This is a genomic window from Streptomyces sp. NBC_01352 (assembly GCF_036237295.1).
Lineage (GTDB): Bacteria > Actinomycetota > Actinomycetes > Streptomycetales > Streptomycetaceae > Streptomyces > Streptomyces plumbiresistens.
The window spans coordinates 8662090-8686251 of the sequence record NZ_CP108354.1 but is presented as its reverse complement, the minus strand read 5'-3'; the positions used below and the strand labels follow the sequence as shown (position 1 = coordinate 8686251).

The 24162-nt window shown below is 71.7% G+C and carries 23 protein-coding genes; 12 read left to right on the top strand and 11 right to left on the bottom strand.

Annotated elements, in window-relative coordinates; translation table 11 throughout:
- The first annotated feature begins 95 nt into the window (after positions 1 to 95).
- From OG252_RS39895 to OG252_RS39875, 5 genes are all read left to right on the top strand, one after another.
- A complete protein-coding gene (locus OG252_RS39895; protein WP_266442527.1) occupies positions 96 to 890 on the top strand; it encodes an MIP/aquaporin family protein in 795 nt (264 codons plus the stop codon).
- Between the two features lie 96 nt (positions 891 to 986).
- Positions 987 to 2546 (top strand): glycerol kinase GlpK, encoded by a 1560-nt coding sequence (gene glpK / locus OG252_RS39890; RefSeq protein ID WP_266442525.1) that lies wholly within the window; start codon positions 987 to 989, stop codon positions 2544 to 2546.
- Positions 2547 to 2554: 8 nt separating this feature from the next.
- A complete protein-coding gene (locus tag OG252_RS39885) occupies positions 2555 to 4171 on the top strand; it encodes a glycerol-3-phosphate dehydrogenase/oxidase (RefSeq protein WP_266442522.1) in 1617 nt (538 codons plus the stop codon).
- A gap of 335 nt (positions 4172 to 4506) precedes the next feature.
- Positions 4507 to 5253, top strand: coding sequence for a nucleoside phosphorylase (locus tag OG252_RS39880; protein WP_329342307.1), 747 nt, complete (start codon positions 4507 to 4509; stop codon positions 5251 to 5253).
- Between the two features lie 115 nt (positions 5254 to 5368).
- The gene (locus tag OG252_RS39875; protein WP_266442516.1) at positions 5369 to 6040 is read left to right on the top strand and encodes a FadR/GntR family transcriptional regulator; all 672 of its coding nucleotides are present in this window, start codon (positions 5369 to 5371) and stop codon (positions 6038 to 6040) included.
- A 21-nt stretch (positions 6041 to 6061) separates the two neighbouring features.
- Here the strand turns inward: OG252_RS39875 and OG252_RS39870 are convergent, their stop codons facing one another.
- On the bottom strand, positions 6062 to 6847 hold the full coding sequence (locus tag OG252_RS39870; protein WP_266442513.1) for a hypothetical protein: 786 nt from the start codon (positions 6845 to 6847) through the stop codon (positions 6062 to 6064).
- A 205-nt stretch (positions 6848 to 7052) separates the two neighbouring features.
- Here OG252_RS39870 and OG252_RS39865 point away from each other — a divergent pair, with 205 nt between their 5' ends.
- On the top strand, positions 7053 to 8045 hold the full coding sequence (locus tag OG252_RS39865; RefSeq protein WP_266442511.1) for a PAC2 family protein: 993 nt from the start codon (positions 7053 to 7055) through the stop codon (positions 8043 to 8045).
- A gap of 42 nt (positions 8046 to 8087) precedes the next feature.
- Here the strand turns inward: OG252_RS39865 and OG252_RS39860 are convergent, their stop codons facing one another.
- Positions 8088 to 9023 carry a superoxide dismutase gene (locus OG252_RS39860; protein ID WP_329342303.1) on the bottom strand — a complete coding sequence of 312 codons (936 nt, stop codon included), beginning with the start codon at positions 9021 to 9023 and terminating at the stop codon, positions 8088 to 8090.
- A 254-nt stretch (positions 9024 to 9277) separates the two neighbouring features.
- Between OG252_RS39860 and OG252_RS39855 the strand changes: the two genes are divergently transcribed.
- Both OG252_RS39855 and OG252_RS39850 read left to right on the top strand, forming a co-directional pair.
- On the top strand, positions 9278 to 11008 hold the full coding sequence (locus tag OG252_RS39855) for a S8 family peptidase (protein ID WP_329342301.1): 1731 nt from the start codon (positions 9278 to 9280) through the stop codon (positions 11006 to 11008).
- Between the two features lie 98 nt (positions 11009 to 11106).
- Positions 11107 to 11664: a hypothetical protein gene (locus tag OG252_RS39850; RefSeq protein ID WP_329342299.1), complete on the top strand. Its 558-nt coding sequence runs from the start codon at positions 11107 to 11109 to the stop codon at positions 11662 to 11664.
- A gap of 100 nt (positions 11665 to 11764) precedes the next feature.
- On the opposite strand, the gene mshC is transcribed toward OG252_RS39850, so the two are convergent.
- The 4 genes from mshC to OG252_RS39830 form a co-directional block, all read right to left on the bottom strand.
- Positions 11765 to 12994, bottom strand: a complete 1230-nt coding sequence (gene mshC, locus OG252_RS39845; RefSeq protein ID WP_329342297.1) for a cysteine--1-D-myo-inosityl 2-amino-2-deoxy-alpha-D-glucopyranoside ligase — start codon at positions 12992 to 12994, stop codon at positions 11765 to 11767.
- A gap of 94 nt (positions 12995 to 13088) precedes the next feature.
- Positions 13089 to 13919 carry an SCO1664 family protein gene (locus tag OG252_RS39840; protein WP_266442495.1) on the bottom strand — a complete coding sequence of 277 codons (831 nt, stop codon included), beginning with the start codon at positions 13917 to 13919 and terminating at the stop codon, positions 13089 to 13091.
- Positions 13883 to 14473: a DUF3090 domain-containing protein gene (locus tag OG252_RS39835; RefSeq protein WP_266442492.1), complete on the bottom strand. Its 591-nt coding sequence runs from the start codon at positions 14471 to 14473 to the stop codon at positions 13883 to 13885. Before OG252_RS39835 ends, OG252_RS39840 begins: the two co-directional genes overlap by 37 nt.
- Positions 14474 to 14530: 57 nt before the next feature.
- The gene (locus OG252_RS39830; protein ID WP_266442490.1) at positions 14531 to 15217 is read right to left on the bottom strand and encodes a histidine phosphatase family protein; all 687 of its coding nucleotides are present in this window, start codon (positions 15215 to 15217) and stop codon (positions 14531 to 14533) included.
- A gap of 62 nt (positions 15218 to 15279) precedes the next feature.
- Between OG252_RS39830 and OG252_RS39825 the strand changes: the two genes are divergently transcribed.
- Positions 15280 to 16275 carry a magnesium and cobalt transport protein CorA gene (locus tag OG252_RS39825; protein WP_266442488.1) on the top strand — a complete coding sequence of 332 codons (996 nt, stop codon included), beginning with the start codon at positions 15280 to 15282 and terminating at the stop codon, positions 16273 to 16275.
- A gap of 10 nt (positions 16276 to 16285) precedes the next feature.
- Here the strand turns inward: OG252_RS39825 and OG252_RS39820 are convergent, their stop codons facing one another.
- Both OG252_RS39820 and OG252_RS39815 read right to left on the bottom strand, forming a co-directional pair.
- Entirely contained in the window at positions 16286 to 17074 is a 789-nt protein-coding gene (locus OG252_RS39820) for a ferritin-like domain-containing protein (protein ID WP_329342292.1), read from the bottom strand.
- A gap of 238 nt (positions 17075 to 17312) precedes the next feature.
- Positions 17313 to 18368 (bottom strand): LLM class F420-dependent oxidoreductase, encoded by a 1056-nt coding sequence (locus OG252_RS39815; RefSeq protein WP_329342290.1) that lies wholly within the window; start codon positions 18366 to 18368, stop codon positions 17313 to 17315.
- Between the two features lie 188 nt (positions 18369 to 18556).
- On the opposite strand from OG252_RS39815, the gene OG252_RS39810 reads away from it, so the two are divergent.
- Positions 18557 to 19540: an aldo/keto reductase gene (locus OG252_RS39810; protein WP_266442481.1), complete on the top strand. Its 984-nt coding sequence runs from the start codon at positions 18557 to 18559 to the stop codon at positions 19538 to 19540.
- On the top strand, positions 19537 to 21750 hold the full coding sequence (locus OG252_RS39805; RefSeq protein ID WP_266442478.1) for an ATP-dependent DNA helicase: 2214 nt from the start codon (positions 19537 to 19539) through the stop codon (positions 21748 to 21750). Before OG252_RS39810 ends, OG252_RS39805 begins: the two co-directional genes overlap by 4 nt.
- Before the next feature lie 100 nt (positions 21751 to 21850).
- Here the strand turns inward: OG252_RS39805 and OG252_RS39800 are convergent, their stop codons facing one another.
- Positions 21851 to 22561, bottom strand: a complete 711-nt coding sequence (locus OG252_RS39800; protein WP_266442475.1) for a hypothetical protein — start codon at positions 22559 to 22561, stop codon at positions 21851 to 21853.
- A gap of 47 nt (positions 22562 to 22608) precedes the next feature.
- Between OG252_RS39800 and OG252_RS39795 the strand changes: the two genes are divergently transcribed.
- Positions 22609 to 22797 carry a DUF5703 family protein gene (locus tag OG252_RS39795; RefSeq protein ID WP_005485166.1) on the top strand — a complete coding sequence of 63 codons (189 nt, stop codon included), beginning with the start codon at positions 22609 to 22611 and terminating at the stop codon, positions 22795 to 22797.
- A 101-nt stretch (positions 22798 to 22898) separates the two neighbouring features.
- Here OG252_RS39795 and OG252_RS39790 read toward each other — a convergent pair whose 3' ends face one another.
- Together OG252_RS39790 and chpH are read right to left on the bottom strand one after the other, a co-directional pair.
- Entirely contained in the window at positions 22899 to 23666 is a 768-nt protein-coding gene (locus OG252_RS39790; protein ID WP_329342284.1) for a chaplin, read from the bottom strand.
- Positions 23667 to 23894: 228 nt separating this feature from the next.
- The gene (gene chpH, locus OG252_RS39785) at positions 23895 to 24128 is read right to left on the bottom strand and encodes a chaplin ChpH (RefSeq protein ID WP_266442470.1); all 234 of its coding nucleotides are present in this window, start codon (positions 24126 to 24128) and stop codon (positions 23895 to 23897) included.
- Positions 24129 to 24162: the final 34 nt, after the last annotated feature.

Sequence of the window (24162 nt, the reverse complement as noted above, 5' to 3'; positions counted from 1 at the left end):
GACATTGTCGAACACCGACCGGCAATAGGCGTTACAGTGAGACAACGCCAAGGGCCGGCAGCTCTTCCCCTGGACGAAGGACAAAGGAGTCGCGGGTGTCCAGCTCCGACATCTTCATCGGCGAGACCATCGGTACCGCCATACTCATCCTGCTCGGCGGCGGCGTCTGCGCCGCTGTCACGCTGAAGGCCTCCAAGGCACGCAACGCCGGCTGGCTCGCCATCGCCTTCGGGTGGGGTTTCGCCGTCATGACGGCCGTGTACATCTCGGCGCCGCTCTCCGGCGCCCACCTCAACCCGGCAGTGACGCTCGCCCTCGCCATCAAGGACGGCGACTGGAGCGACGTCCCGGTCTACTGGGCCGGACAGCTGCTCGGCGCCATGATCGGCGCGGCCCTGGTCTGGGTCGCCTACTACGGCCAGTTCCACGCCCACCTCACCGACAGAGAGATCGTCGGCGGCCCGGGGGCCCAGGCCACCAAGGCCAAGGCCGTCGAGGCCCAGGAGAAGGGCGCGGGCCCGGTCCTCGGCATCTTCTCCACCGGTCCCGAGATCCCGGTCGTGTGGCAGAACCTCGCCACGGAGATCGTGGGCACCGTGGTGCTGGTGCTGGCCATCCTCACGCAGGGCCTGAACGCGAACGGCGACGGTCTCGGCACCCTGGGCGCCCTGATCACCGCGTTCGTGGTCGTCTCGATCGGTCTGTCCCTCGGCGGCCCGACCGGCTATGCGATCAACCCGGCGCGTGACCTCGGTCCGCGTATCGTGCACGCCCTCCTGCCCCTCCCCAACAAGGGCGGCTCCGACTGGGGCTACGCCTGGATCCCGGTGGTCGGTCCGCTGATCGGCGCCGCCATCGCCGCAGGCATCTACAACGTCGCATTCGCTTAGGAGCACGGTGTCTCATCCGTTCGAGCACGGAGCGCCGAGCCGCACAGCACGCGCCGTACGTACAGCCCCTCAACCACGGACTCCCAGGAGCACACAGTGACCGACGCCCACACCGCCGGCATCGCATCCCACGGGCACGGCCCGTTCATCGCCGCGATCGACCAGGGCACCACCTCCAGCCGCTGCATCGTCTTCGACCGGGACGGCCGTATCGTCTCCGTCGACCAGAAGGAGCACGAGCAGATCTTCCCGAAGCCGGGCTGGGTCGAACACAACGCCACCGAGATCTGGACCAACGTCGAGGAGGTCGTCGCCTCCGCCATCGAGAAGGCCGGCATCACCCGCGACGACATCAAGGCCATCGGCATCACCAACCAGCGCGAGACCACGCTGCTCTGGGACAAGAACACCGGTGAGCCCGTCCACAACGCCATCGTCTGGCAGGACACCCGCACCGACGCGCTCTGCAGGGAGCTCGGCCGCAACGTCGGCCAGGACCGCTTCCGCCGTGAGACCGGCCTGCCGCTGGCCTCGTACTTCGCCGGGCCCAAGGCCCGCTGGCTGCTCGACAACGTCGAGGGCCTGCGGGAGCGCGCCGAGGCCGGCGACATCCTCTTCGGCACCATGGACAGCTGGGTCATCTGGAACCTGACCGGTGGTGTCAACGGCGGCAGGCACGTCACCGACGTCACCAACGCCTCCCGCACCATGCTGATGAACCTGCACACGCTGGAGTGGGACCCGAAGATCGCCGAGTCCATCGGCGTCCCGCTGGCGATGCTGCCGGAGATCCGGTCCTCCGCCGAGGTCTACGGCGAGATCACCGGCGGCAAGCTGGGCGACCTGCTCGGCGGCATCCCGGTCGCCTCCGCGCTCGGTGACCAGCAGGCGGCCCTGTTCGGCCAGACCTGTTTCTCCGAGGGCGAGGCCAAGTCCACGTACGGCACCGGCACGTTCATGCTGATGAACACCGGCGAGAAGATCATCAACTCGTACAGCGGACTGCTGACCACCGTGGGCTACCGGATCGGCGACGACAAGCCGGTCTACGCCCTGGAGGGCTCGATCGCCGTCACCGGTTCGCTGGTGCAGTGGATGCGCGACCAGATGGGCCTGATCAGCACCGCCGCCGAGATCGAGACGCTCGCGCTGTCGGTCGAGGACAACGGCGGCGCGTACTTCGTGCCGGCCTTCTCCGGCCTGTTCGCCCCGTACTGGCGTCCGGACGCCCGCGGTGTGATCGCCGGCCTCACCCGGTACGTCACCAAGGCGCACCTCGCGCGCGCCGTCCTGGAGGCCACCGCCTGGCAGACCCGTGAGATCAGCGACGCCATGACGAAGGACTCCGGCGTCGAGCTCACGGCCCTCAAGGTCGACGGCGGCATGACCTCCAACAACCTGCTGATGCAGACGCTCTCGGACTTCCTGGACGCCCCCGTGGTGCGCCCGATGGTCGCCGAGACCACCTGCCTCGGCGCCGCCTACGCCGCCGGCCTCGCCGTCGGCTTCTGGACCAGCACCGACGACCTGCGCGCCAACTGGCGCCGGGCCGCCGAGTGGACCCCCCGCATGGACGCGGAGATCCGCGACCGTGAGTACAAGAGCTGGCTCAAGGCCGTCGAGCGGACCATGGGCTGGCTCGAGGACGAGGAGTAAGAACCCGAATGACCAGTCAGTCCACCCTGCAGTCCGTGCCCGCCCTCGGTACGCACCCGGCCTTCGGCTCGAATCCGAGCCGAGCCGAGACCCGGGAGCAACTCTCCAAGGCGTCGTACGACCTCCTCGTCATCGGCGGCGGCATCCTGGGCATCTCCACCGCCTGGCACGCCGCGCAGTCCGGCCTCAGGGTGGCTCTGGTCGACGCCGGCGACTTCGCCGGCGCCACCTCCTCCGCCTCCTCCAAGCTGCTCCACGGCGGTCTGCGCTACCTGCAGACCGGCGCGGTGCGGCTGGTGGCGGAGAACCACTTCGAGCGCCGTGCGGTCTCCCGCCAGGTGGCCCCCCACCTGGCGAACCCGCTCACCTTCTACCTCCCCGTGTACAAGGGCGGGCCGCACGGCGCGGCGAAGCTCGGAGCGGGCGTGTTCGCCTACTCCGCCCTGTCCGCCTTCGGTGACGGCGTGGGCCACCTGCTCAGCCCCTCGAAGGCCGCGCGGGACGTGCCCGAACTGCGCACCGACAACCTCAAGGCCGTGGCCGTGTACGGCGACGACCAGATGAACGACTCGCGGATGGCGCTGATGACGGTCCGCGCGGCCGTCGAGGCGGGCGCGGTCGTGCTGAACCACGCCGAGGTCACCGGCCTGCGCTTCACCAAGGGCCGGGTCACGGGCGCCGACCTGCGCGACCGGCAGTCCGGCGACGAGTTCGGCGTGAACGCCCGGCTCGTCCTGAACGCGACCGGTCCGTGGGTCGACCACCTGCGCAAGCTGGAGGACCCGAACGCGGCGCCGTCCATCCGCCTGTCCAAGGGCGCGCACCTGGTCCTGAAGCGCACCTCCCCCTGGCGGGCCGCGCTCGCCACCCCGATCGACAAGTACCGCATCACCTTCGCCCTGCCCTGGGAGGACATGCTGCTGCTCGGCACGACCGACGAGGAGTTCGAGGGCGACCCGGCGGACGTCTCGGTCACCGAGAAGGACACCGCCCAGATACTCGACGAGGCCGCGTTCTCCATCCGCGACCAGCAACTCGACCGTGACCTCATCACGTACGCGTTCGCGGGTCTGCGCGTGCTTCCGGGTGGCCCCGGCAGCACGGCGAAGGCCAAGCGCGAGACCGTGGTGACCGAGGGCAAGGGCGGGATGCTGTCCGTCGCGGGCGGCAAGTGGACGACCTTCCGGCACATCGGCCGTACGGTCATGCAGAAGCTGGAGGCGCTGCCGGGTCACCCCCTGGGTGACGACTTCGAGCCGATCTCCTCGCTGCCGAAGAAGCTGCCGCTGCCGGGGGTCGCCAACCCGCGCGCGGTCGCCCACCGTCTGCTGGTCGACCACCCCGCGCCGGGTCCGCGCATGGCCGCCGACACGGCCAGGCACCTGGCCACGCACTACGGTTCGCTGGCCTTCGACATCGCCCGCATCGCCAATGACAACCCTGAACTCGCCGAGCGCGTCCACCCGGACGCCCCGGAGATCTGGGCGCAGGTCGTCTACGCCCGCGACAACGAGTGGGCCGAGACGACGGACGACGTGCTGCGCCGCCGTACGACGCTGACGATCCGGGGCCTGGCGACGGACGACGTCCGCGCGAAGGTGCAGGACCTGCTCGACAAGAAGTAGGCGGTACGACGCCGAGGGGGCGGCTCCGCGCCGACGGAGCCGCCCCCTCGGGCGTGTGCCCGGCTGTCAGTGCCGGGTGCTTTCATGAGCGCATGGACATCGATCAGGCGAATCCCGAGGGTCGTTCCAGGGGCCCCGGAGTCCGGGCTCGTGGGGGTCGCCAAACTGCCCGACGACCGGGCGGACGACGGGGATCGGGCGCCCCGGGCAAGGACTGACGGGCAAGAAGTGGTTCGACGCTGCCTGACACCGTCACAAGAGCGCCCGGAAACAACCCGGTGACTCCTCACGACCGCCCGCCGCCGTCGCCGTACCCCTCCTTCCGGAGCCGCCTCATGACGCTGGACCTGCTGCCCATCACCCGCATACCCCGCACCGGGCTCCCGGCGCACGCGGTCGTCGTCGGCGACCCGGCGCGTGCGGCGGCCGTCGCGGCGCTCCTCGACGGTGCCGAGGAGGTCTCATACCACCGCGAGTACCGTGTGTTCAGCGGCAGTTGGAAGGGCGTGCCGGTCGTCGTGGCCTCGCACGGGGTGGGCGGGCCGGGTGCGATCCTGCTGTTCCGGGAGCTGGCGGACGCGGGGGTCCGCACCTTCATCCGGTTCGGGACGGCGGGCTCGATGAAGCCCGGCATCGGGGACGGCGACCTCGTCATCGCGGAGGCGGCCGTACGGGACGACGGGGTGACGCAGCAGTTGCTGCCGCCGGAGTACCCGGCCGTGTCGGCGCCGGAAGCGGTGATCGCGCTCCAGCGCGCGGCCCGCGAGGCGGGCGCCCCGCACCACCGGGGGATCGTGTGGACGCGGGCGGCCTTCCAGCCGGGGCTGATTCCGCTGTTCTCGTACGCCGGTGCGGGGCTCGCGGCCATCGAGATGGAGCTGTCGGCGCTGCTGGTGACCGCCTCGCTGCGCGGGCTCGTCGCGGGTGGCGTGCTCGTCGTCGACGGGGCGAACGCCGACGAACTCGTCGACGAGGAGACCACCGGCGGGTACGACCCGCACCGGGAGGTGGTCGCGGCGGGCGTCGAGAGGGGCGCGGTCGTCTCACTGGAGGCGCTGCGGCTGCTGGCCGAACCGTCGTAGCGGGCGGTGCGGCCGCCGTGATCGCCGATCTGGAGGCGCTCGTCTGAACAGGCCGCATAATGTGGCTGAGACATCGGATGTCTCGGCATGGTACGGGGCGCAAGGGAGGCCGGTCATGGCAGTCACCGACGAGGCGATCGAGAAGATCAAGGGCATGATCGTCTCCGGCGCGCTGCGCCCCGGCGACCGGCTGCCCAAGGAGAGCGAACTCGCCTCCGAACTGGGACTGTCCCGCAACTCCCTGCGGGAGGCCGTGCGCGCCCTGTCACTCATCCGGATCCTGGACGTACGGCAGGGCGACGGCACGTACGTCACCAGCCTCGACCCGCAGCTCCTCCTGGAGGCACTGAGCTTCGTCGTCGACTTCCACCGCGACGACACGGTGCTGGAGTTCCTGGCCGTACGCCGCATCCTGGAGCCGGCCGCCACGGCGATGGCGGCGCTGCGGATCAGTGAGCAGCAAGTGGACGCGCTCTCGGCGCAGTTGGACAAGCTCGGCGACAGCCCGTCGGTGGAGGAACTGGTCGCCTGCGACCTGGACTTCCATCGGGGGATCGTGCAGAGCTCCGGGAACTCGGTGCTGTGTTCCCTGCTGGACGGCCTGTCCGGGCCCACCACCCGGGCCCGCATCTGGCGCGGGCTGACCCAGGAGGACGCCGTCGCCGGCACCCTGCGCGAGCACCGGGCGATCCTGGCGGCACTGCGCGACCGGGACGCGGAGGCGGCACGGTCCTGGGCGACCGTGCACATCGCGAGCGTCGAACAGTGGCTGCGCTCCACCCTCTGAGTCGTCCCGTGGAGCGGTGCGTCACCCCCCGGACCCCTCGGATCGGGTCCCGGCCCCGGCGAGGCGGTGCTGGAGTTCGATGTGCCGGAACTGGTGGACGGCCCCGACCCGGCGCAGCACGCCCCGTTCGTGGGCGTCGGCGAGGAAGGTCATGAGGTCGTACGGGAGTCTCGGCCGGAGTGCGAGGTAGCAGCGAGCGACGAGGTAGTGGCCCCATTCCGACTGCCGGATCCCGATGGCGAGTCCGGTCAGCAGCGCGGGGATCAGTCCCACGGCGAACATCCACAGGTGGCCGCCGGTGGCCTGCGCTCCCCACACCCGCGTCGAACCCCCCAGCACCGCACACCAGCCCTGGATGCCGATCACCACGGCGCCGATGACGGCCGCCGTCAGGACGCAGGTGCCGAGCGTGCGCCGGTCGTTGGCGAGCAGTGCCCGGCCGTCGACCGAGGCGCCGAGGTCGACGGGGACGGCCCGCAGGGCGTGCACCAGCAGGCAGGACACGGTGAACACCGCACCGACCTGGGCGCCGGCCCCCAGGGCCGCGAGCGGATCGGGCGGTGCGATGTACTCCTTGTCCGGGTCCCCCGACAGTACGGGCGAGAGCAGGCCCTCCAGCACAATGCTCCCGCCGAGCAGTGTCCCGACCAGCAGTCCCCGGCACACGCCCCGGGTGGTCCAGTGCCAGCGCACCCGGGCGACCGGACGGGCCGGGTCCGCGAGCACGCCGTCCGTGCCGACCGCCGCGGCGGTCACCCCGTAGAGGAGCGCGCTGGCCGTGCCGCACGCGTTGCCGAACGCCGCCACGTAGCAGAGCGCGGCCGCGGCTCCGGTCAGCAGCGCCCGCCGGTGCCGCGGTCGACGCCGGAGAGCTCGGACGGCTCGGGGTGTCCGGGGGTGACGATCGGGGCAGTGATGCGTTCACTCCCCCGTGCAAGGGGGCTGCGGGCGCCCCCGCCGCACGCCGTAAGGTTGGGTGGTCAAGCGAGGGCACATCGGAAGGAGGCGCTGGGTGATCGAGCTGGAGGGAGTTCCCGAGCTGATCGACCCAGTCATGGTGGCCGCGTTCGAGGGCTGGAACGATGCCGGCGACGCCGCCTCCACCGCGGTCGCACACCTGGACCGGGAGTGGAAGGGCGAGGTGTTCGCGGCGCTGGACGCCGAGGACTACTACGACTTCCAGGTGAACCGTCCCACGGTGTGGCTGGACGGCGGCGTGCGAAAGATCACGTGGCCCACGACCCGGCTCTCGGTCGTCCGGGTCGGCGGCGACAAGCCGCGCGACCTCGTACTCGTCCGAGGTATCGAACCGTCGATGCGATGGCGCTCGTTCTGCAACGAGATCCTCGGCTTCGCCCACGAGCTGGGCGTGGAGCTGGTGGTGATCCTGGGCGCCCTGCTGGGCGACACCCCGCACACCCGTCCGGTTCCGGTCAGTGGTGTCACGTCCGACGCCGACCTCGCGCAGCGGATGGACCTGGAGGAGACCAAGTACGAGGGCCCCACGGGCATCGTCGGCATCCTCCAGGAGGCCTGCACGCACGCGGGCGTACCGGCCGTGTCGCTGTGGGCCGCGGTGCCGCACTACGTCTCGCAGCCGCCGAACCCGAAGGCGACGCTGGCCCTCCTCAACCGTCTGGAGGACCTGATCGACGTGCGCATCCCGCTGGGCGAACTGCCCGAGGACGCGCGCGCCTGGCAGGTGGGCGTGGACCAGCTGGCCGCGGAGGACAGCGAGGTCGCCGAGTACGTCCAGACGCTGGAGGAGGCCCGGGACACCGCGGAGCTGCCGGAGGCGTCGGGCGAGGCGATCGCCCGCGAGTTCGAGCGGTACCTGCGGCGCCGGGACGGCGGACCGGGAGGTCCGGGCGGTCCGGGCGGGCATGCCACGGCCGACGGCAGCGACAGCACGTCGTATCTGAGGGACAACCCCGGCGGTCGTGCGAAGCCGCCGAAGCCCCCGAAGCCGGGGGCGGACGACGAGGACTCTTCATCGGAGGACTGAACCAGTGAGGGCGGTGCGCATCGCGCACCGCCCCTGCTGTGATCAGACCCGCTTCACCGCCACCGCGTCGTACTCGGTGTCCGGTGTCGGCTCCACGTCGAAGCGCGCGTTCGGCAGGTACAGCCGCTCGCCCCAAGCCGCCACCGTCGTCGGGATGCGGAAGCGCGGGTCGGTGATGCGGGCGATCGCGGTGCCCCTGGTGCCGGCGTCGTTCAGCCGGAACACGTCGATCGCGTTCTGCTGCTGCTGGACGGCGTAGAGGATCCGGCCGAGCAGCAGCAGGCCGTCCCCGTTGGGCAGCTTCGCCGCGCCGAGGTCGACGACGCGGGCGACGCCGGTGCGCGGGTCGACCCGCATCAGGCCACCGCCGTTCGCGAAGGCGTTGACCACGAGCAGGGCGCTGCCGTCGGGGGTGCGCTCGATGCCGTTGGCGGTGAAGTCCGGGCCCTGCTGCCAGTCGCCGGTCAGTGGCAGGGTGTCCACGGCACCGCGGGCCAGCCGGTAGAGCTGGGGTTTGAAGGAGTCCGTGAACCAGGCGGCGCCCGGGGTGAGGATCACGTCGTTCACGAAGGTGCCGCCGGTGGCGTACACCTTCTTGATCTCGCCGGTGCGGACGTCGACCGTGCGGATCTCGCCGCTGACGCCACCGGCCAGGAAGATCGTGCCGTGCCGGTCGGTCTTCAGGCCGACGGTGGGGTGTCCCGGGCCGAGGCCCTTGCTGATGACGGAGCCCCGGCCGGTGGCGAGGCTCGCCCGGTAGATGTCGCCGTTGGCCAGCGAGCCGAAGTATGCGAAGGGCTGCGCGCCGATCGTGATGCCCTCGGGCTGGAAGCCGTCGGGCAGCGGGAACTGTGCGGGCCAGCTGGACTGCCGGGTTCCGGCCGCGTGCGCGGTGCCCGGGAGGAGGGCCGCGCCCGAGAGGGCGGCGGCCGTGGTGAGCAGTCTTCGACGTGCGAAGGAATGGTCTGCGGGTGCCACTGGACGTCCTTCTGCGTGAGGGCCGGCCCGTGGCCGGCCGTGCGGTCAACAGACGCTCCCACCCCATCACATGCCCCTCGCCTCCGCAGGCTACGGCCGGATTGTGACGTGACATCTGTTTCAGGACGGATTGCACACGGTACCCAATTCAACTTACCTCAAACCGAGTTGGCCAACACAGGGGTGGACGGGCCGCCGTGGGAGTGCTTGGTTGGGGCCCGAAGGCGCACCCGCACGGACGAAGGGAGCACCCCATGACCGAGCAGGGACAGCCGCCGCAGGGCCCGGGAGCGTCCGGCCCGGGGCCCGACGGATCGGGATTCAATTATCGAGGAGCCGAGCAGGAACTGGTCGTCGTCGCACGTCCCGAGGCCCGGCTGCGGGCCGGCGCCGAGGGCGTCCGCTCGGCGGCGGGCGCCGACGTGTCGGCCCTCAACATGTTCCTCAGTGATGAACAGCTCGCTTTGGAACCGCTGTTCGGCAGCGAGGAGCGGCTCCAGCAGTCCGCCGCAGCGGGCCCGGAGGACGTGCCCGACCTGGCGCTCTTCTACCGGGTGCGCGGCGGGCAGAACCGCGCCCAGGAGTTGCGGGCCCGGATCGCCGCGCTGCCGGGCGTCGACACGGCGTACGTGAAGCCGCGCGCCGTACCGGCCTCCCTCGGGCAGATCGGGGAGGACACCCGGCGGCTGAAGGAAGGGGCGCCGGTCACCCCCGACTTCACCGGCCGTCAGGGGTATCTGCGGCCCGCGCCCGAGGGCATCGACGCCTACTGGGCCTGGCAGCGGCCCGGCGGCACCGGCCAGGGCGTGACGGTGATCGACGTCGAGGGCGCCTGGCAGCTGGGCCACGAGGACCTGGCCGCCAAGCTCGCCGGCGTGGTCGTCGGCACCCCGCTGACCGACCTCGCCTGGCGCAACCACGGCACCGCCGTGATCGGCGTGATCGGCGGCGACCGGGGTGAGCACGGCGTCACCGGCATCGCGCCGGACGCGGTGACCGCGGCGGCGTCCTTCCAGGACATCGGCACCGCGGCCGCGATCCACGCGGCGGCCGACCGGCTCGCCCCCGGCGACGTCGTGCTGGTCGAACTGCAGCGGCCCGGACCGCGGTTCGACTTCGAGGAGCGCGACGACCAGCGCGGGTACATCGCGCTGGAGTGGTGGCCGGACGACTTCGCGGCCGTCCGGTACGCGACCGCCAAGGGTGTCCTCGTGGTGGCGGCCGCGGGCAACGGCGGCGAGTCCCTCGACGACGGGGTGTACGAGCGCCGCCCGGACGAGTTCCCCCAGTGGTGGCGGGGCCCGTTCAACCCGTCCAACCAGTCCTCCGGCGCCGTCCTGGTCGGCGCGGGCGCCCCGCCGCCCGGCACGCACGGCCGCGACCACGGCCCGGACCGCTCCCGGCTGGCGTTCTCGAACTACGGCGCCCGCGTGGACGCCCAGGGCTGGGGCCGCGAGGTCACGACCACCGGCGGCTCCTGGGACCGGCCCGGCGACCTGCAGGGCGGGCCCGAGGAGATCGCCTGGTACACGGACACGTTCTCCGGGACCTCCTCCGCCTCCCCGGTGGTGGTCGGCGCGCTGGCGGCGCTGCAGGGCATGCTGAAGGCGGCCGGCCAGCCGCCGATGTCCCCCGAACGCGCCCGTTCGGTGCTGCGGGCCACCGGCTCCCCGCAGCAGGACGCGCCGGGCCGGCCCGCCTCCCAGCGGATCGGCAACCGGCCCGACATCAGGGCGGCGGTCACCCGGCTGCTGCCCGAGGCGGTCGGCTCGGGCCGGGCCGAACGGTACTGGGACGAACTGCTGCCGTATCCGCGCGAACTCCCGCCCCGGCTCCGGCTGTTCGTGGCCGGCGGCTGGCGCAGCCTCAACCACCCGTCCCCCGAGATCCGCCAGGCGGTGCACACCGCCTTCGCGGGGGGACGGCCGGACGTCCAGGTCTGGTTCTCGGACGACGAGATCGTCGGCCTCGTCATCGCAGGCTGACGGTTCCTCTTCCATCCGGTCCACCCGGTCCACCCGGTCCACCCGGTCCACCCGTTCCACTCATTCCACCCGTTCCATCCATGGAAGGTGGCACACGCATGAGCATCAACCCGCAGATGAGTCAGCAGGGACAGCAGGGCCAACAGGGACAGCAGCAGGGGCAGTTCCCGAGCACGTCCCCGTACCAGCAGCAGAACCAGCCGTTCGGCATGGGCGGCGGCATGGGCGGCGGCACGCTCGAGCAGCTCCAGCAGCTGGGCCAGCAGCAGCCGTTCCAGCAGTTGCTGCAGCAGCTCGCCCAGACCCAGTTCGGCCAGGGGCAGCAGGAGCAGCAGTCACGGCAGGCCGAGCAGCAGATGCAACAGCAGTTGCAGCAGCTCGCGCAGACCGTGGTCCAGCAGGTGATCCAGCAGGTCCAGGCGCAGTCCCTCGCCTCCGGCGCGGCGGGCGGCTTCATCGACGTCGTCCACCCGCTGCAGGGCCAGCCCCAGCAGATCTTCCTGCGCATCGACGGCCAGTTCCGGGTCCTCAACAATCCGACCCCGCAGATCCACCAGCAGATCCAGGAGGCCTTCGCCTTCGGCCACCAGGTGATCGGCGTCTGGGACACCCAGTCGCCGAACGTCCTGCGGAGCGTGCGGATCCAGCGGATCTGACCGGCTCCTGAAGGGACCCACCCGGAAGAACGGGAGGGGCGCTTCCCCCGCGGGGGAAGCGCCCCTCTCTCGTGTTCCTCGGGTCGTGTGTCCTGCGGCGCTACAACGCCACGCCCAGCAGCGCGTCGACCGCACGCGACACCACACCCGGCGCGCCTTCGTCCGTACCGCCCCGCTCGCTCTGGAGCGTCACCCACCGGTCCACGGCGGTCAGCGCGGCCGGCGCGTCCAGGTCCGCGGCGAGGGCCTCCCGGATCTCCTCGACGAGCGCCTCGGCGGGCGGACCGTCGGGCCGGGAGACGGCGGCACGCCAGCGGCCGAGCCGGTCGAGGGCGTCCTGGAGGACCTGGTCGGTCCACTCCCAGTCGGCCCGGTAGTGATGGGCGAGCAGCGCGAGCCGGATGCCGGCGGGGTCGACGCCCTCACGCCTGAGCTGCGAGACGAAGACCAGGTTCCCCTTGGACTTGGACATCTTCTCGCCGTGCAGCGCGACCATGCCGGCGTGGACGTACGCCTTGGCCATGGGGAACTCGCCGGTCAGCACCTGGGCGTGCGAGGCGCCCATCTCGTGGTGCGGGAAGGCGAGGTCGGAGCCGCCGCCCTGGACGTCGAAGCCCATCCCGAGGTGGTCGAGGGCGATGGCGACGCACTCGATGTGCCAGCCGGGCCGGCCGCGCCCGAGCGAGGCGCCGTCCCAGCTGGGCTCGCCCTCACGCGCGGCCATCCACAGCATCGGGTCGAGCGGGTTCTTCTTGCCCGGCCGGTCGGGGTCGCCCCCGCGCTCGGCGGACAGCAGCCGCATGGCGGCGGCGTCCAGGTTGGACACCCTGCCGAAGTTCGGGTCGGACTCGACGGAGAAGTAGACGTCCCCCTCGAGTTCGTAGGCGGCACCCGCGTCCCGCAGCCGCTCGACGAGCGGCACGATGCCGGGTATCGCCTCGACCGCGCCGATGTACTGCCGCGGGGGCAGCATCCGCAGGGCGGTCATGTCCTCGCGGAAGAGGGCCGTCTCCTTCTCGGCGAGGGCGACCCAGTCGATACCGTCGCGCTCCGCCCGCTCGAGCAGCGGATCGTCGACGTCGGTGACGTTCTGGACGTAGTGAACCTGCCGCTTGTTGTCGAGCCACACGCGCTGGACGAGGTCGAACGCGTTGTAGGTCGCCGCGTGACCCAGATGGGTCGCGTCGTACGGCGTGATGCCGCAGACGTAGATACGGGCGACGGGACCGGGGTCGAGGAGGACCGAACCGCCGGTCGCGGTGTCGTGGATCCTCAGGTCGCGGCCCTGACCAGGCAGGGCGGGGACCTCGGAAGCGGGCCAGGCATGCATGTCATGAGCCTAACCGGACGGATGTTCCGTATACGAACCGGACCGGGCCGGATGGCCGGTAAGGCGTTCTTGCGCGCTACGGGCCATTGTGCAGCTATACCGGCGGCCAGGGAATGGCCGGCCACTCCCCGCTCGGCTCCGGATGCTTCCCCGACGCCAGCAGCGCGTCCACCCGCGCGCGCGTGGCGTCGAGTTCCACGGCTGTGATCAGGCGGGTCAGCGTGGTGGCCAGGGTCCCGCCCTCCGCCAGCGCCTCCTTGAGGCCTTTGAGGACGTCGACCGCCTCACCCGTCAGCGGCTCCCCGGCCCACCCCCACAGCAGCGTCCGCAACTTGTTCTCGGCGTTGAAGGTGACCCCGTGGTCGATGCCGTACAGCCGGTCCCCGGCGGCGGGCAGGAGGTGGCCGCCCTTGCGGTCCGCGTTGTTGATCACGGCGTCCAGCACGGCGAGCCGGCGCAGCCGCTCGTCGTCGGCGTGCACGAGCAGCGCGGTCCGTCCCTCCCCGACCTCGGCGAAGCCGATCGCCTTCCAGCCGGGCTCCGGCTCCTGAGCGTCCACGAGCGCGAGCAGCTCGGCCCCGGGCGTCACCTCGATCCACAGCTGGCACATGCCCTCGCCGTACGGCCCGTCCCGCAGCACGGTGTGCGGTACGAGCCCCCAGCCGGTCGCCTCGGAGACCTCGTACGCGGCGACCTCACGCTGGGCGAGGGTCCCGTCGGGGAAGTCCCACAGGGGCTGCTCGCCGGCGACCGGCTTGTAGATGCAGGCGGCCTCCTGCCCGTCGCGCGTGACCGTGCAGTAGAGCGCCGCGTTGGACGCCTCGCGGATGCGGCCGCGCACGGTGAGCTCGCCCTCGGCGAGGAGTTCGGCAGGTGTCGCCCCGGTCGTCACGCTCCGCGGCGGTATCCGTTCTGGCGCGGACATACGTGTCCTTCCGGGTCGAGCGGGAGGCTGCACAGCGGGCACGGCGGCCGCCCGGCGTTGACGACGTCCAGGGCCCGCTTGGCGAAGGCTCTCGCCTGCGCGCCGGTGAGCCGGACCCGCAGCATCGGGGGACCGTTCTCCTCGTCCTGGAGGAGACGCTCCTCGGCCTCGGCGAGGTCCTCCTCGGAGTCGGCGTCGAGCTCCACGAGGGCCTGCGCCTCGACGATCATGCGCTGTTCCTCGCCGTCCCAGGCGAGGGCCATGGTGCCGACCCGGAACTCCTCCTCGACGGGGGTGTCGAGAGGGCGGGTGTCGGCGACTTCGGTGGGTACCACCGCCGGGACGGCGGCGCTGCCGCCACTACGGCGTACGACCTCGTCCAGCAGCTCGTCCATGCGCTCGGCGAGCGCGGCCACCTGGGTCTTCTCCAGGGCCACGCTGGTCACCCGGGGGCCGGCCGTGGCCTGGAGGAAGAACGTACGGCGTCCGGGCAGTCCGACCGTACCGGCCACGAAGCGCTCCGGGGGGTCGTAGAGGAACACCTGACGGGACACGTCCTGTCTCCATTGAAATCGTGGGTGTGAACCGCTTCACCCTACTGCGCCCGACGATCACGGTGCGCCCGCACCACCCCCGACGGTGGCCTCGTCGGCCGGAGGCTCCTCGCGCGGCGCCAGGGACCGGAAATCGCCGGTGTCGCCGAGGCGGACGAGAAACGGCCTCAAGCGGGTGTAACGGATCGCGGTGATGGAACACGGTTCAACGGAGATCCGCTGGAAGAGGTCGAGATGAAGTCCGAGTGCGTCCGCCACCAACGACTTGATGATGTCGCCGTGGGAGCACATGAGGTAGACGGCGTCCCCGCCGTGGTCGCGCTCCACGCGCGCGTTCCACTCGCGCACCGCTTCGGCGGCGCGGGTCTGCATCGACCGCATCGACTCGCCACCGGGGAAGGCGGCCGCCGACGGGTGCGCCTGCACGACCTCCATCAGCGGCTCGTCCGCGAGTTCGGCGAGCTTACGGCCGGACCAGTCGCCGTAGTGGCACTCCCCGATCCGCTCGTCGGTGTGCGCGGTGAGGCCGGGGCGGGCGTCGAGCAGCGGCCGGATCGTCTCCTGGCAGCGCTGCAGCGGGCTGCTGACGACCTCGGAGATCGGCAGCTCGGCGAGCCGCCCGGGCAGCGCGGCGGCCTGCGCGGCGCCACGCTCGTCGAGGGCGACACCGGGCGTCCAGCCGGCGAGCAGTCCCTCGGTGTTGGCGGTGGAACGTCCGTGCCGGACGAGGATCAACGTGGGCATGCGGCCCAGCGTAGGCGTACGCCCGAGTGCGAGGGCCCGGGGGCCGAAGGAGAATGCGCCGCGTGATCGTCGACTGTGCCATTTACCGGGACGGACACCGCACGGAGGGCCCCGAGGATCTGTCCGACGCCCTGGCCGAGGCCCGGGCGGCGCACGGCTTCGTCTGGATCGGTCTGCACGAGCCGTCCGAGAAGGAGTTCGACCACGTCACCCAGGAGTTCGGCCTGCATCCGCTGGCGGTCGAGGACGCCCTGAAGGCCCACCAGCGGCCCAAGCTGGAGGTCTACGACGACTCGCTGTTCCTGGTCCTCAAGCCGGTCGTGTACGAGCCGCAGAGCGACGCCGTGTCCACCGGCGAGGTCATGCTCTTCCTCGGCGACTCGTTCGTGGTGACCGTCCGGCACGGCGAGGGCTCCCCGCTGGGTGCCGTACGGCATCGCATGGAGCAGGAGCCCGAGCTGCTCGGCAAGGGCCCCACCGCCGTGATGTACGCGGTCGCCGACGCCGTCGTCGACCACTACCTGGACGTGGCGACCGAGTTGCAGACCGACCTGGAGGAGCTGGAGACGGAGGTGTTCTCGCCCGACGGCGGCGGCTCGCGCCACACCGCGTCCCGGATCTACACGTTCAAGCGCCAGATCCTCGAGTTCCGCCGGGCGAGCGGCCCGCTCGCGCTGCCGCTGACCCGCCTCGCGGGCGTGGGGCAGTTCGGCGGGACGGTGCCCTTCGTGAACGACAGGGCGCAGCCCTTCTTCCGTGACGTCAGCGACCACCTCACGCGCGTGAACGAGTCCGTGGAGGGCCTGGACCGGCTGGTCTCGGACGTCCTGTCCGCGCATCTGGCGCAGATGAGCGTCCGGCAGAACGACGACATGCGGAAGATCTCCGCGTGGGCGGCCATGGCCGCGGTCCCCACGATGATCGCGGGGATCTACGGCATGAACTTCGAGCACATGCCGGAGCTGCGGTGGGTGTGGGCGTATCCGGCGGTGATCGGGCTGATGGCCGCCCTGGAGGTGCTGCTGTACCGGCTGTTCAAGAGCCGGGGGTGGATGTAGCGGGTCCGGTTCAGGCGAACTCGGGGGCCGAGGGCGCGGGGCCGCCCAGGGCGTTTCGGCGTTCCGGCATCCGCAGGGACACCATCCGGCGCCAGCCCGCCACGCGTTCGTACGCGTACACCGCGTGGATGCCCGCCGCGAGCACCGCCGACTTCGTCCTCGACCAGCCGAGGATGCGGCCCATGTGGGACATGACGGCGAGGCTGACGTCCCGGTAGATGCGGATCTCCGCGAGCGCGCTCTCCCGCAGTGTCCGCTGGATCGCGCGGCCGTGCCCGGCGGCCGCGAAGCGCAGGAGCTCCTCATGGCAGTAGGCGAGGTGGTTGTCCTCGTCGCTGGAGATCATCCTGACCGCGCGGCCGAGGTCGGGATGGTCGGCGAAGTGCTTGCGCAGCAGGTCCATCTGCTCCGAGGCGCGCTGCTCGGTGACCCTGCTGTGGGCGAGGTAGGTGACGATGTCCTGCACGGTCAGCGGCTCGTCGCTCTTCAGCTTCTCGTGGGCGAGTCCGATGCCGTGCTTCTCCAGAAGCATCGTGTAGTCGGTCTCGGGCGGGACGGGGACGGGTTCGAGAGCGCGTTTCTTCATCAGGGCGTTGAAGATCCGCCCGTGCTTGTCCTCGTCCGCTCCGTGCCGGGTGATCTTGGGGGCCAGTTCGCGCTCGCTCGCGGGGACGAGCGCCGCGATACGGGCGTTCTCCCAGCCGCCCTGCGACTCCCCGCTCGCCGCGATGGAGCAGAACAGCCGGTAGGACTCGTCGTTGTCGAGGATCTCCTGGAACAGACTCTTGGCCGAAAGCATCGTCAGCACCTCTCCGCAGGACTCTCCGCAGGTTCCGCAAAGAACGAGTCAAATGCGGCGAGAGGGGTGCTGCAACAGCTGTGTCGGACAACTCCGCCAAAAGGAGGACCTCCGGGGTCGCTCCTGGGGCGTAACCGGGAGGGTCCGGGCGCGTTGTTCCGCGTGACGGCCGTGGCGGGGAAGACCCCCGAGCCCCCACCACGGCCGCGGAAACCTCCGGTGGTCGAACCGGCTGCTCCTACGCGAGGCCGGCTCGCTCCAGGGCCTCGGTGCCCGCGCGCAGGGACGCGATCCGCTCGTCGAGGGTGAAGCCCGCGGGGGCGAGGGTGAGCGTGGTGACTCCGACCGCGGCGTACGCCTGCATCCGGTCCGCGATGCGGTCGACCGAGCCCAGCAGTGTCGTCCGGTCGATCAGGTCGTGCGGAATGGCGGCGGCCGCGCCCTGTTTGTCGCCGGACAGGTACTTGTCCTGGATCTCGGCGGCCTCCTGCTCGTAGCCCATGCGCCGGGCGAGCTGGTTGTAGAAGTTCTGCTTGCTGCTGCCCATGCCGCCGACGTACAGCGCGGTGTACGGGCGGAAGGTGTCGGCGAGCGTGGTCACGTCCTTGTCCTCGCCCACGGCGAGGGGCACGGTCGGGCAGATGTCGAAGCCGTCGAGGGTCTTGCCGGCCTTCTCGCGTCCCGCGCGCAGGTACTTGATCGCCGTGTCCTCGAGGTGGTCGGCCGAGGGGAAGATCAGCAGCGCGCCGTCCGCGATCTCGCCGGTCTGCTCGAGGTTCTTCGGGCCGATGGCGGCGATGTACAGCGGGATGTGCTCGCGCTCCGGGTGCACGGTGAGCTTGAGGGGCTTGCCGGGGCCGCCGGGCAGGGGCAGCGTCCAGTGCTCGCCCTCGAACGACAGCCGCTCGCGGGTCATCGCCTTCCGTACGATCTCGACGTACTCGCGGGTGCGGGACAGCGGCTTGTCGAACTTGACGCCGTACCAGCCCTCCGAGACCTGCGGGCCCGAGACGCCGAGGCCGAGGCGGAAGCGGCCGCCGGAGAGCGAGTCGAGGGTGGCGGCGGTCATCGCGGTCATCGCCGGCTGGCGGGCCGGGATCTGGAAGATGGCCGAGCCCACGTCGATGCGCTCGGTCTTCGCGGCGACCCAGCTGAGTACGGTGGCCGCATCCGAGCCGTAGGCCTCGGCGGCCCAGCAGACGGCGTATCCGAGCCGGTCGGCCTCCTGGGCGACGGCCAGATTGTCCGCGTCCATGCCGGCACCCCAGTAGCCGAGGTTGATCCCGAGCTGCATGCCGAATCCCCTTACCGATCAGTAACGTCCCTTGCCGGGAGACCTTAGCGTGCGGGCGGGGGCGGGCGCCTGGGGGTGTGTCCCGGCCGAGCCCTCGGGGACGCCCGGATCAACGCCCGTGTCCTCGGCGGAAACTGGTTATCCACAGGCCCCCACGCGACAGGTTCTGGCCAGTAATCTCGGCGTTCATGGAGCAGAGGCATCTCGGCCGCACCGGCCTGCGTGTGTCCCGGATCGGGCTCGGCACTCTCACTTGGGGCCGGGACACCGACGAGCACGACGCCGCGGACCTCTTGAAGACGTTCTGGGAAGCGGGTGGGAGCCTCGTCGACACGGCGGACGTGTACGGCGACGGGGAGGCGGAGTATCTGCTCGGACGTCTCATAGAAGGCCTCGTGCCGCGCCGGGACCTGGTCATCTCGACGAAGGCCGGCAGCGTGCCGGATCCCGACCGCCGGTTCGACGGCTCGCGCGGGCACCTGCTCTCCGCGCTGGACGCCTCGCTGGCCCGGCTCGGCACGGACTACGTCGACGTGTGGCACATCCACGCCTTCGACCCGGACACCCCGCTTGAGGAGACCCTCCAGGCGCTCGACCTGGCGGTCAGCAGCGGACGGGCCCGGTATGCCGGGGTCTCGAACTTCTGTGGCTGGCAGCTCGCCAAGGCCGCGACCTGGCAGATCTCCGCGCCGGGCACGCGGACCCGGCTGGCGAGCACGCAGCTGGAGTACTCGCTGCTCCAGCGCGGCGTCGAGCGCGAGGTGCTGCCGGCCGCCCTGGACCTGGGCATCGGCATGCTGCCCTCGTCGCCGCTCGGCCGGGGCGTGCTCACCGGCAAGTACCGGCACTCCACGCCGGCCGACTCGCGGGGCGCCTCGGAGCATCTGGCGCCGTTCGTCGCGCCGTACCTCGACGACACGGCGAGCCGCATCGTGGACGCCGTGACGACGGCGGCGGACGGGCTCGCGGTGACCCCGATACAGGTGGCCCTGGCATGGGTGCGCGACCGGCCGGGCGTGGCCGCGCCGATCGTCGGCGCGCGCAACGCGCAGCAGCTCACGGCGGCATTGTCAGTGGAGGCCCTTAGTCTTCCTGACGAGATCTGCCGGGCGCTCGACGATGTGTCGGCGCCCGTGCACCGCTATCCCGATCACGACTGGAGCACGCTGTGAGCACGGAGCCGGAGCCCGCTGAGGACGCAGAGGCCACAGAGGTCGCCGAGCCCAGGACGCCGGGCGCCGCGGCGGAGGGCACCGCCCCCGAGGCAGCTGTCGCCGAGGGCGCGACCGCCCCGGAGCCCGCGACCGGCGAGGGCGACGCCGAAGAGGCGAAGAAGCTGTCCGAGGCCGAGGCCGAGCTGGCCGCCCAGCGGCTGGAGCGGGAGCGGATCGAGAGGCGGAAGGCCGAGAAGCAGGGGCCCATTCCCGCCGGGACCAAGCTCAGTGGGAAGGCCGCGGACCTCCTGGCGGCCGTACGGGCGGTGGAGAGCGGTGAGAAGCCGGTGGCCGCCGTCTTCAGCGAGCCCGAACCCGCACCGCGCCGCACCGCACCGCAGCCTAGGCAGCAGCCGGTGTCGGCCGGCCCGGTGGTGGCCCCCGCGGCCCCCGCGCCGGAGAACATCGAGTCCGTCACCCGGGTGCTGACCGAGGGCGGTGCACCTGACGCGCTCGCACCGCAGGTCGCCGCGGCCCTCGGGGAGGGTGCCGACGAGCAGTTGCGGGCGGACCCCTGGCAGTTGCTGCGGGTCGCGGGCGTGCGGCCCGAGCAGGCCGACGGGTTCGCGCGGGCACTGCTCGGCGCGGAGTGCGCTCCGGACGACGAGCGGCGCGGCCGTGCGGTCACCGTCTGGCTGCTGGAGCAGGCCGCCCTCGCCGGGCACACCGCCCTGGAGATGCCGGCGCTCACCGCCGCGCTGGCCCAGCGGGCCGTGCCGGATCCGGATGCGGCCGTGCAGGACACGATCGCCGAGGGCGACGCCCTGGTCTTCCAGGACGCCCTGGACGAGCCCGGGGCGCCGGCCCAGCGGGAGCGGGACCCGAAGGCGGAGGCGGAGGGGGACGATGAGGTCGAGGAGCGCCCGGTGCGTGTCCTCGTCGGTCTGGAGCGGTACGCCCTCGCGGAGGAGAGCCTCGCCGACGGCCTGGCCCGGCTGGTCAACTCGGTGCCGAAGGAGGATGGTTCGGCCGCGGACTGGGAGCAGGCGGCCGCCGCGGCCGGGGGCTCCGCCGCCGAGCTGATCCGGGCGGTCGCGGGCCACGGTCTGGTCCTGCACACGGGCGGCGAGGCCTCCCTGGCCGAGCCGGCCCTGCTGCTGGGCGCGGCCCGTGGGCTCGGGCTGCGTGCCTGGGCCGCCGCGCACGGCCCGGTCGGCCGCGACCGCTTCGCGGCGCAGGTCGCCCGTGCCGAGGTACCGGAATCCGATGAGCCCGCTGTCGCCACCGTCGCCGGGCTGCTGTCCGGTGCCGAAGGGCCCGGCCGGGACGCCGACGGGGCGCTGGATCTCGACCTGCTCGTGGTGCTCGACGCGCCGCAGCTGGACGTCGAGACGGCGGCACTCCTCACCGAGTCGTTGGCGGACGGCGCCCGGCTGGTGCTGGCCGGGGATCCGGCGGTGCTGTGGTCGGTGGGTCCCGGGCGGGTGTTCGCGGATCTGCTGGCCGCGCGGATCTGCCCGCAGATCGCCTCCCGGCGCCCGGACCCGGGTCCGCTGGGCGAGCTGGTCTCCGGCATCGGCATCGGCGAGCTCAACCAGGTCGAGGCCCCCGGCAAGGAGGTCGTGATCGTCCCGGTGCGGGACGCGGGCGAGGCCGTGCACCGGACCGTGCAGCTCGTCGCGGACTCGGTGCCCCGGGCGATCGGGGTGCCCGCCGAGGAGACCCAGGTGATCACGCCGGGTCACGGCGGCGCGGTCGGCACCCGGGCGCTGAACGTGGTCCTCAAGGAGCGGCTCAACCCCGGCCCCGGGCGTTTCGGCGGCTTCGACCCCGGCGACCGGATCGCCTACTCCCCCGCGCCGGGCCGTACGCTGCCGGGCCGTGTGGTCAAGGCCGACGCCGACGGGCTGCACCTGTCGTGCGCCGGCGAGGCCGTCGTCGTACCGCAGGATCGGGTGGAGCAGTCCGTGCGGCACGGGTGGGCGCTGACCGCGCACCAGGCGGTGGGCTCGCGGTGGCCCGCGGTGGTCGTGGTGCTGCCCGGCGACGCCGTGCAGGTGCTCAGCCGGCCCTGGGTGTACACGGCGTTCGGCCGGGCGGACCGCCACCTGTCCGTGGTCCACGGCGTGGACCAGGCACTGGCCCGTGCCGTGGCCGAGATCCCGGCGAAGCCGCGCACGACCCGCCTGCCCGCGCTGCTCGCTCCGCAGATCCCGACGGCCGGCTGACCGGGCGGCCCCGCACACGAGGACGGCGGCGGTCCCGGAGAGCCTGCGTGGCCTCCGGGACCGCCGCCGCGGTCACAGCCGGTGCGCGGTGCGGGTCAGCTCACCGATCCGCGTCCAGCCGCTCCAGGTCCTCGTCCTCCGCGTCGTCGATCTCCCGCACGTCCGCGTCGTCAGCGTCGTCGGCGTCGTCCTCGTCGTCGATGTCGTCCACGTCCTCGTCGAAGACCGCGCTGACGTCGAAGCGGCACACCACCCGCTGCGGATCGATCTGCTCGAACGGTGCCTCCAGCCACTCCCCGGGCTCCGCCGTCTCGTCCGCCGCCGTCACCCAGAGCGTGGAGTCGCCCTCCTCCAGGCCGAACTCCTTGTGCCGGGAGGCGATCTCGTCCGCCTCGAACTCGCCGAACAGGATGCCGAGCGCCCCGTGCACCGTGCTCGAGGCCTCCCCGCTCTCGTCGTAGTCCGCCGCCTCGACCCGCTGGGCCTGCGCCAGCAGCCGCTGGGGCTCCACCACGGCGTAGTCGCGGCGGATCAGCACGCTGAGGGCGTTCGGCTCCTCCGGGCCGACGTACGGGGGCAGTGAGTCTTCCGCGCCGGGGATCTCGAAGGGCGTGACCTCGTCATAGCGGTCGTAAAGGAGCTCGTCGTACGCCTCCGCGGCCGCGGCCAGCTCGTTGAACGCCTCGTATACGGCCGGGTCGTCCTCCCCGGACCGGCGTTCGACCGCGGCCAGGTGGCGGTCGAGCGCGGTCTTGACCGCCTCGGCGGCGGCGCGTACCTCGGCAGCCGTGGGCTGCGCAGCATCAGACATAGTGCAGACGCTATCCGTACCGGGCCCCAGACCGCACAATAGATGCGATGCCGGAATACGAATTTGTCGACGTGTACGTACCGCGCGGGGTTTCCCGCAAGGACGCGACACGCCTGCTGACGGACCATGCCGAGTACGGACACTGGGAGTTGGACCGCCTGAGCCTGCTGCGCGACGGCAGCCGCAGGGTGCGGCTGCGCCGGCGGATCATCCGCCAGGTCCGCGCCACGTGGTGATCTGAGGCGACCGAAACGGAGCGGGCCCCACCGCGGCAGGGCCCGCTCCGTAGCACGCACCGCGGGGGAGATTCGCGGTGACGTGACTTTCTTGCCCCGGTTTACGCCGAGGCGCGCGCCTTGCGGTAGAGCGTCACTCCCGCCAGCAGCGCCCCCGCGCCCACGGGGAGCGCGAGACCCATCGGCAGGTCACTGCCGGTGTGCGCGAGCTGTGCGGCCGCTCGCGGCTGGGTGAACGACTGGGCACCCGGCTGGTTGGGGTGCGAGCCGACCGGCGTCTCGACGCCCGGGCCGGGCGGCGGTGTGTTCGGGGCGCCGGGGCGGCCCGGCTCCACCGGGTTGCCCGGCTGCTCGGGGCTGCCGGGCGGCGTCTCCTGACCGCCTTCATCAGGCTCGGTCCCGCCGGAACCGCCCTCGTTCGCACAGTCGTTGGCCGTGGTGGAGTTGCCGATCCCGATGACGTCGACGCTGTTGCCGCAGACGTTCACCGGTGCGTCGATCGGCGCCTCGACGTGGTTGCCGGAGCCGACGCCCGGCGAGCCGCCGGTGTGCCCGCCCGCCTCCGAGCCCCCGGAGCCGGAGTCGCCGTACCCACCGGAGGAGCCGCTGCCACCACCGCTCTTGACGCCGGTGTTGACGCACTTGTTGCCCATCGCCGGGTTGAGGAGCCCGACGACGTTGACCGTGTTGCCGCAGACGTTGACCGGCGCGTTCACCGGCGCCTGCACCGAGTTGCCCGACAGCACGCCGGGCGAGTTCGTGCTCGATCCGCTCGCCCCCGAGTCCGCGTGTGCCGCACCACCGGTGGCGGCGATCACGCCGGTGGCGGCGGCCACGGTCATCAAGCCTTTGCGGGTGACCTGTCGCATTGCTGAATCCCTGCCTTCGACCTTGTCCCGAATTCCCGAAGTTCGCATTCTCGACGGTCGGGTTCCCGATTCTCAAGTTTTCGAAGTCCGGGTTCCGGCATTCGAGTTCCGACGTTCGGGTTCTCGCCGTTCGAAAAGAATCGTTCCGAAAAGGCCGGTCGGCCCCGGAGCGCATGGCGCGCGCTCCGGGGCCGACGGGCTCAGCCCCTCACGGGGCGAGGCACAACGTCACTTGTTGATGCAGGTGTTGCCGAAGGCGGGGTTCAGCAGCCCGATCACGGAGACCGTGTTGCCGCAGACGTTCACCGGGATGTGAACGGGAACCTGGACGACGTTCCCGGAAAGGACACCCGGGGAGTGCACGGCCGCACCCTGGGCACCCGAGTCGGCGACGGCCATGCCCGCGCCCGCGAGAACCAGACCACCAGTGGCAACGGCAGCGGCGACGATCTTCTTGATCATTATTCTCTCCTTGTTGGCAATGCGATCCCAAGTA

Coding starts and splice junctions, on each gene's coding strand:
- chpH (WP_266442470.1), bottom strand. CDS start 24,128: ATGATCAAGAAGATCGTCGCCGCTGCCGTTGCCACTGGTGGTCTGGTT.
- OG252_RS39790 (WP_329342284.1), bottom strand. CDS start 23,666: ATGCGACAGGTCACCCGCAAAGGCTTGATGACCGTGGCCGCCGCCACC.
- OG252_RS39795 (WP_005485166.1), top strand. CDS start 22,609: ATGCCGGAATACGAATTTGTCGACGTGTACGTACCGCGCGGGGTTTCC.
- mshC (WP_329342297.1), bottom strand. CDS start 12,994: ATGCATGCCTGGCCCGCTTCCGAGGTCCCCGCCCTGCCTGGTCAGGGC.
- OG252_RS39830 (WP_266442490.1), bottom strand. CDS start 15,217: ATGCCCACGTTGATCCTCGTCCGGCACGGACGTTCCACCGCCAACACC.
- OG252_RS39840 (WP_266442495.1), bottom strand. CDS start 13,919: ATGTCCGCGCCAGAACGGATACCGCCGCGGAGCGTGACGACCGGGGCG.
- OG252_RS39855 (WP_329342301.1), top strand. CDS start 9,278: ATGACCGAGCAGGGACAGCCGCCGCAGGGCCCGGGAGCGTCCGGCCCG.
- OG252_RS39850 (WP_329342299.1), top strand. CDS start 11,107: ATGAGCATCAACCCGCAGATGAGTCAGCAGGGACAGCAGGGCCAACAG.
- OG252_RS39885 (WP_266442522.1), top strand. CDS start 2,555: ATGACCAGTCAGTCCACCCTGCAGTCCGTGCCCGCCCTCGGTACGCAC.
- OG252_RS39810 (WP_266442481.1), top strand. CDS start 18,557: ATGGAGCAGAGGCATCTCGGCCGCACCGGCCTGCGTGTGTCCCGGATC.
- OG252_RS39880 (WP_329342307.1), top strand. CDS start 4,507: ATGACGCTGGACCTGCTGCCCATCACCCGCATACCCCGCACCGGGCTC.
- OG252_RS39820 (WP_329342292.1), bottom strand. CDS start 17,074: ATGCTTTCGGCCAAGAGTCTGTTCCAGGAGATCCTCGACAACGACGAG.
- OG252_RS39800 (WP_266442475.1), bottom strand. CDS start 22,561: ATGTCTGATGCTGCGCAGCCCACGGCTGCCGAGGTACGCGCCGCCGCC.
- OG252_RS39815 (WP_329342290.1), bottom strand. CDS start 18,368: ATGCAGCTCGGGATCAACCTCGGCTACTGGGGTGCCGGCATGGACGCG.
- OG252_RS39875 (WP_266442516.1), top strand. CDS start 5,369: ATGGCAGTCACCGACGAGGCGATCGAGAAGATCAAGGGCATGATCGTC.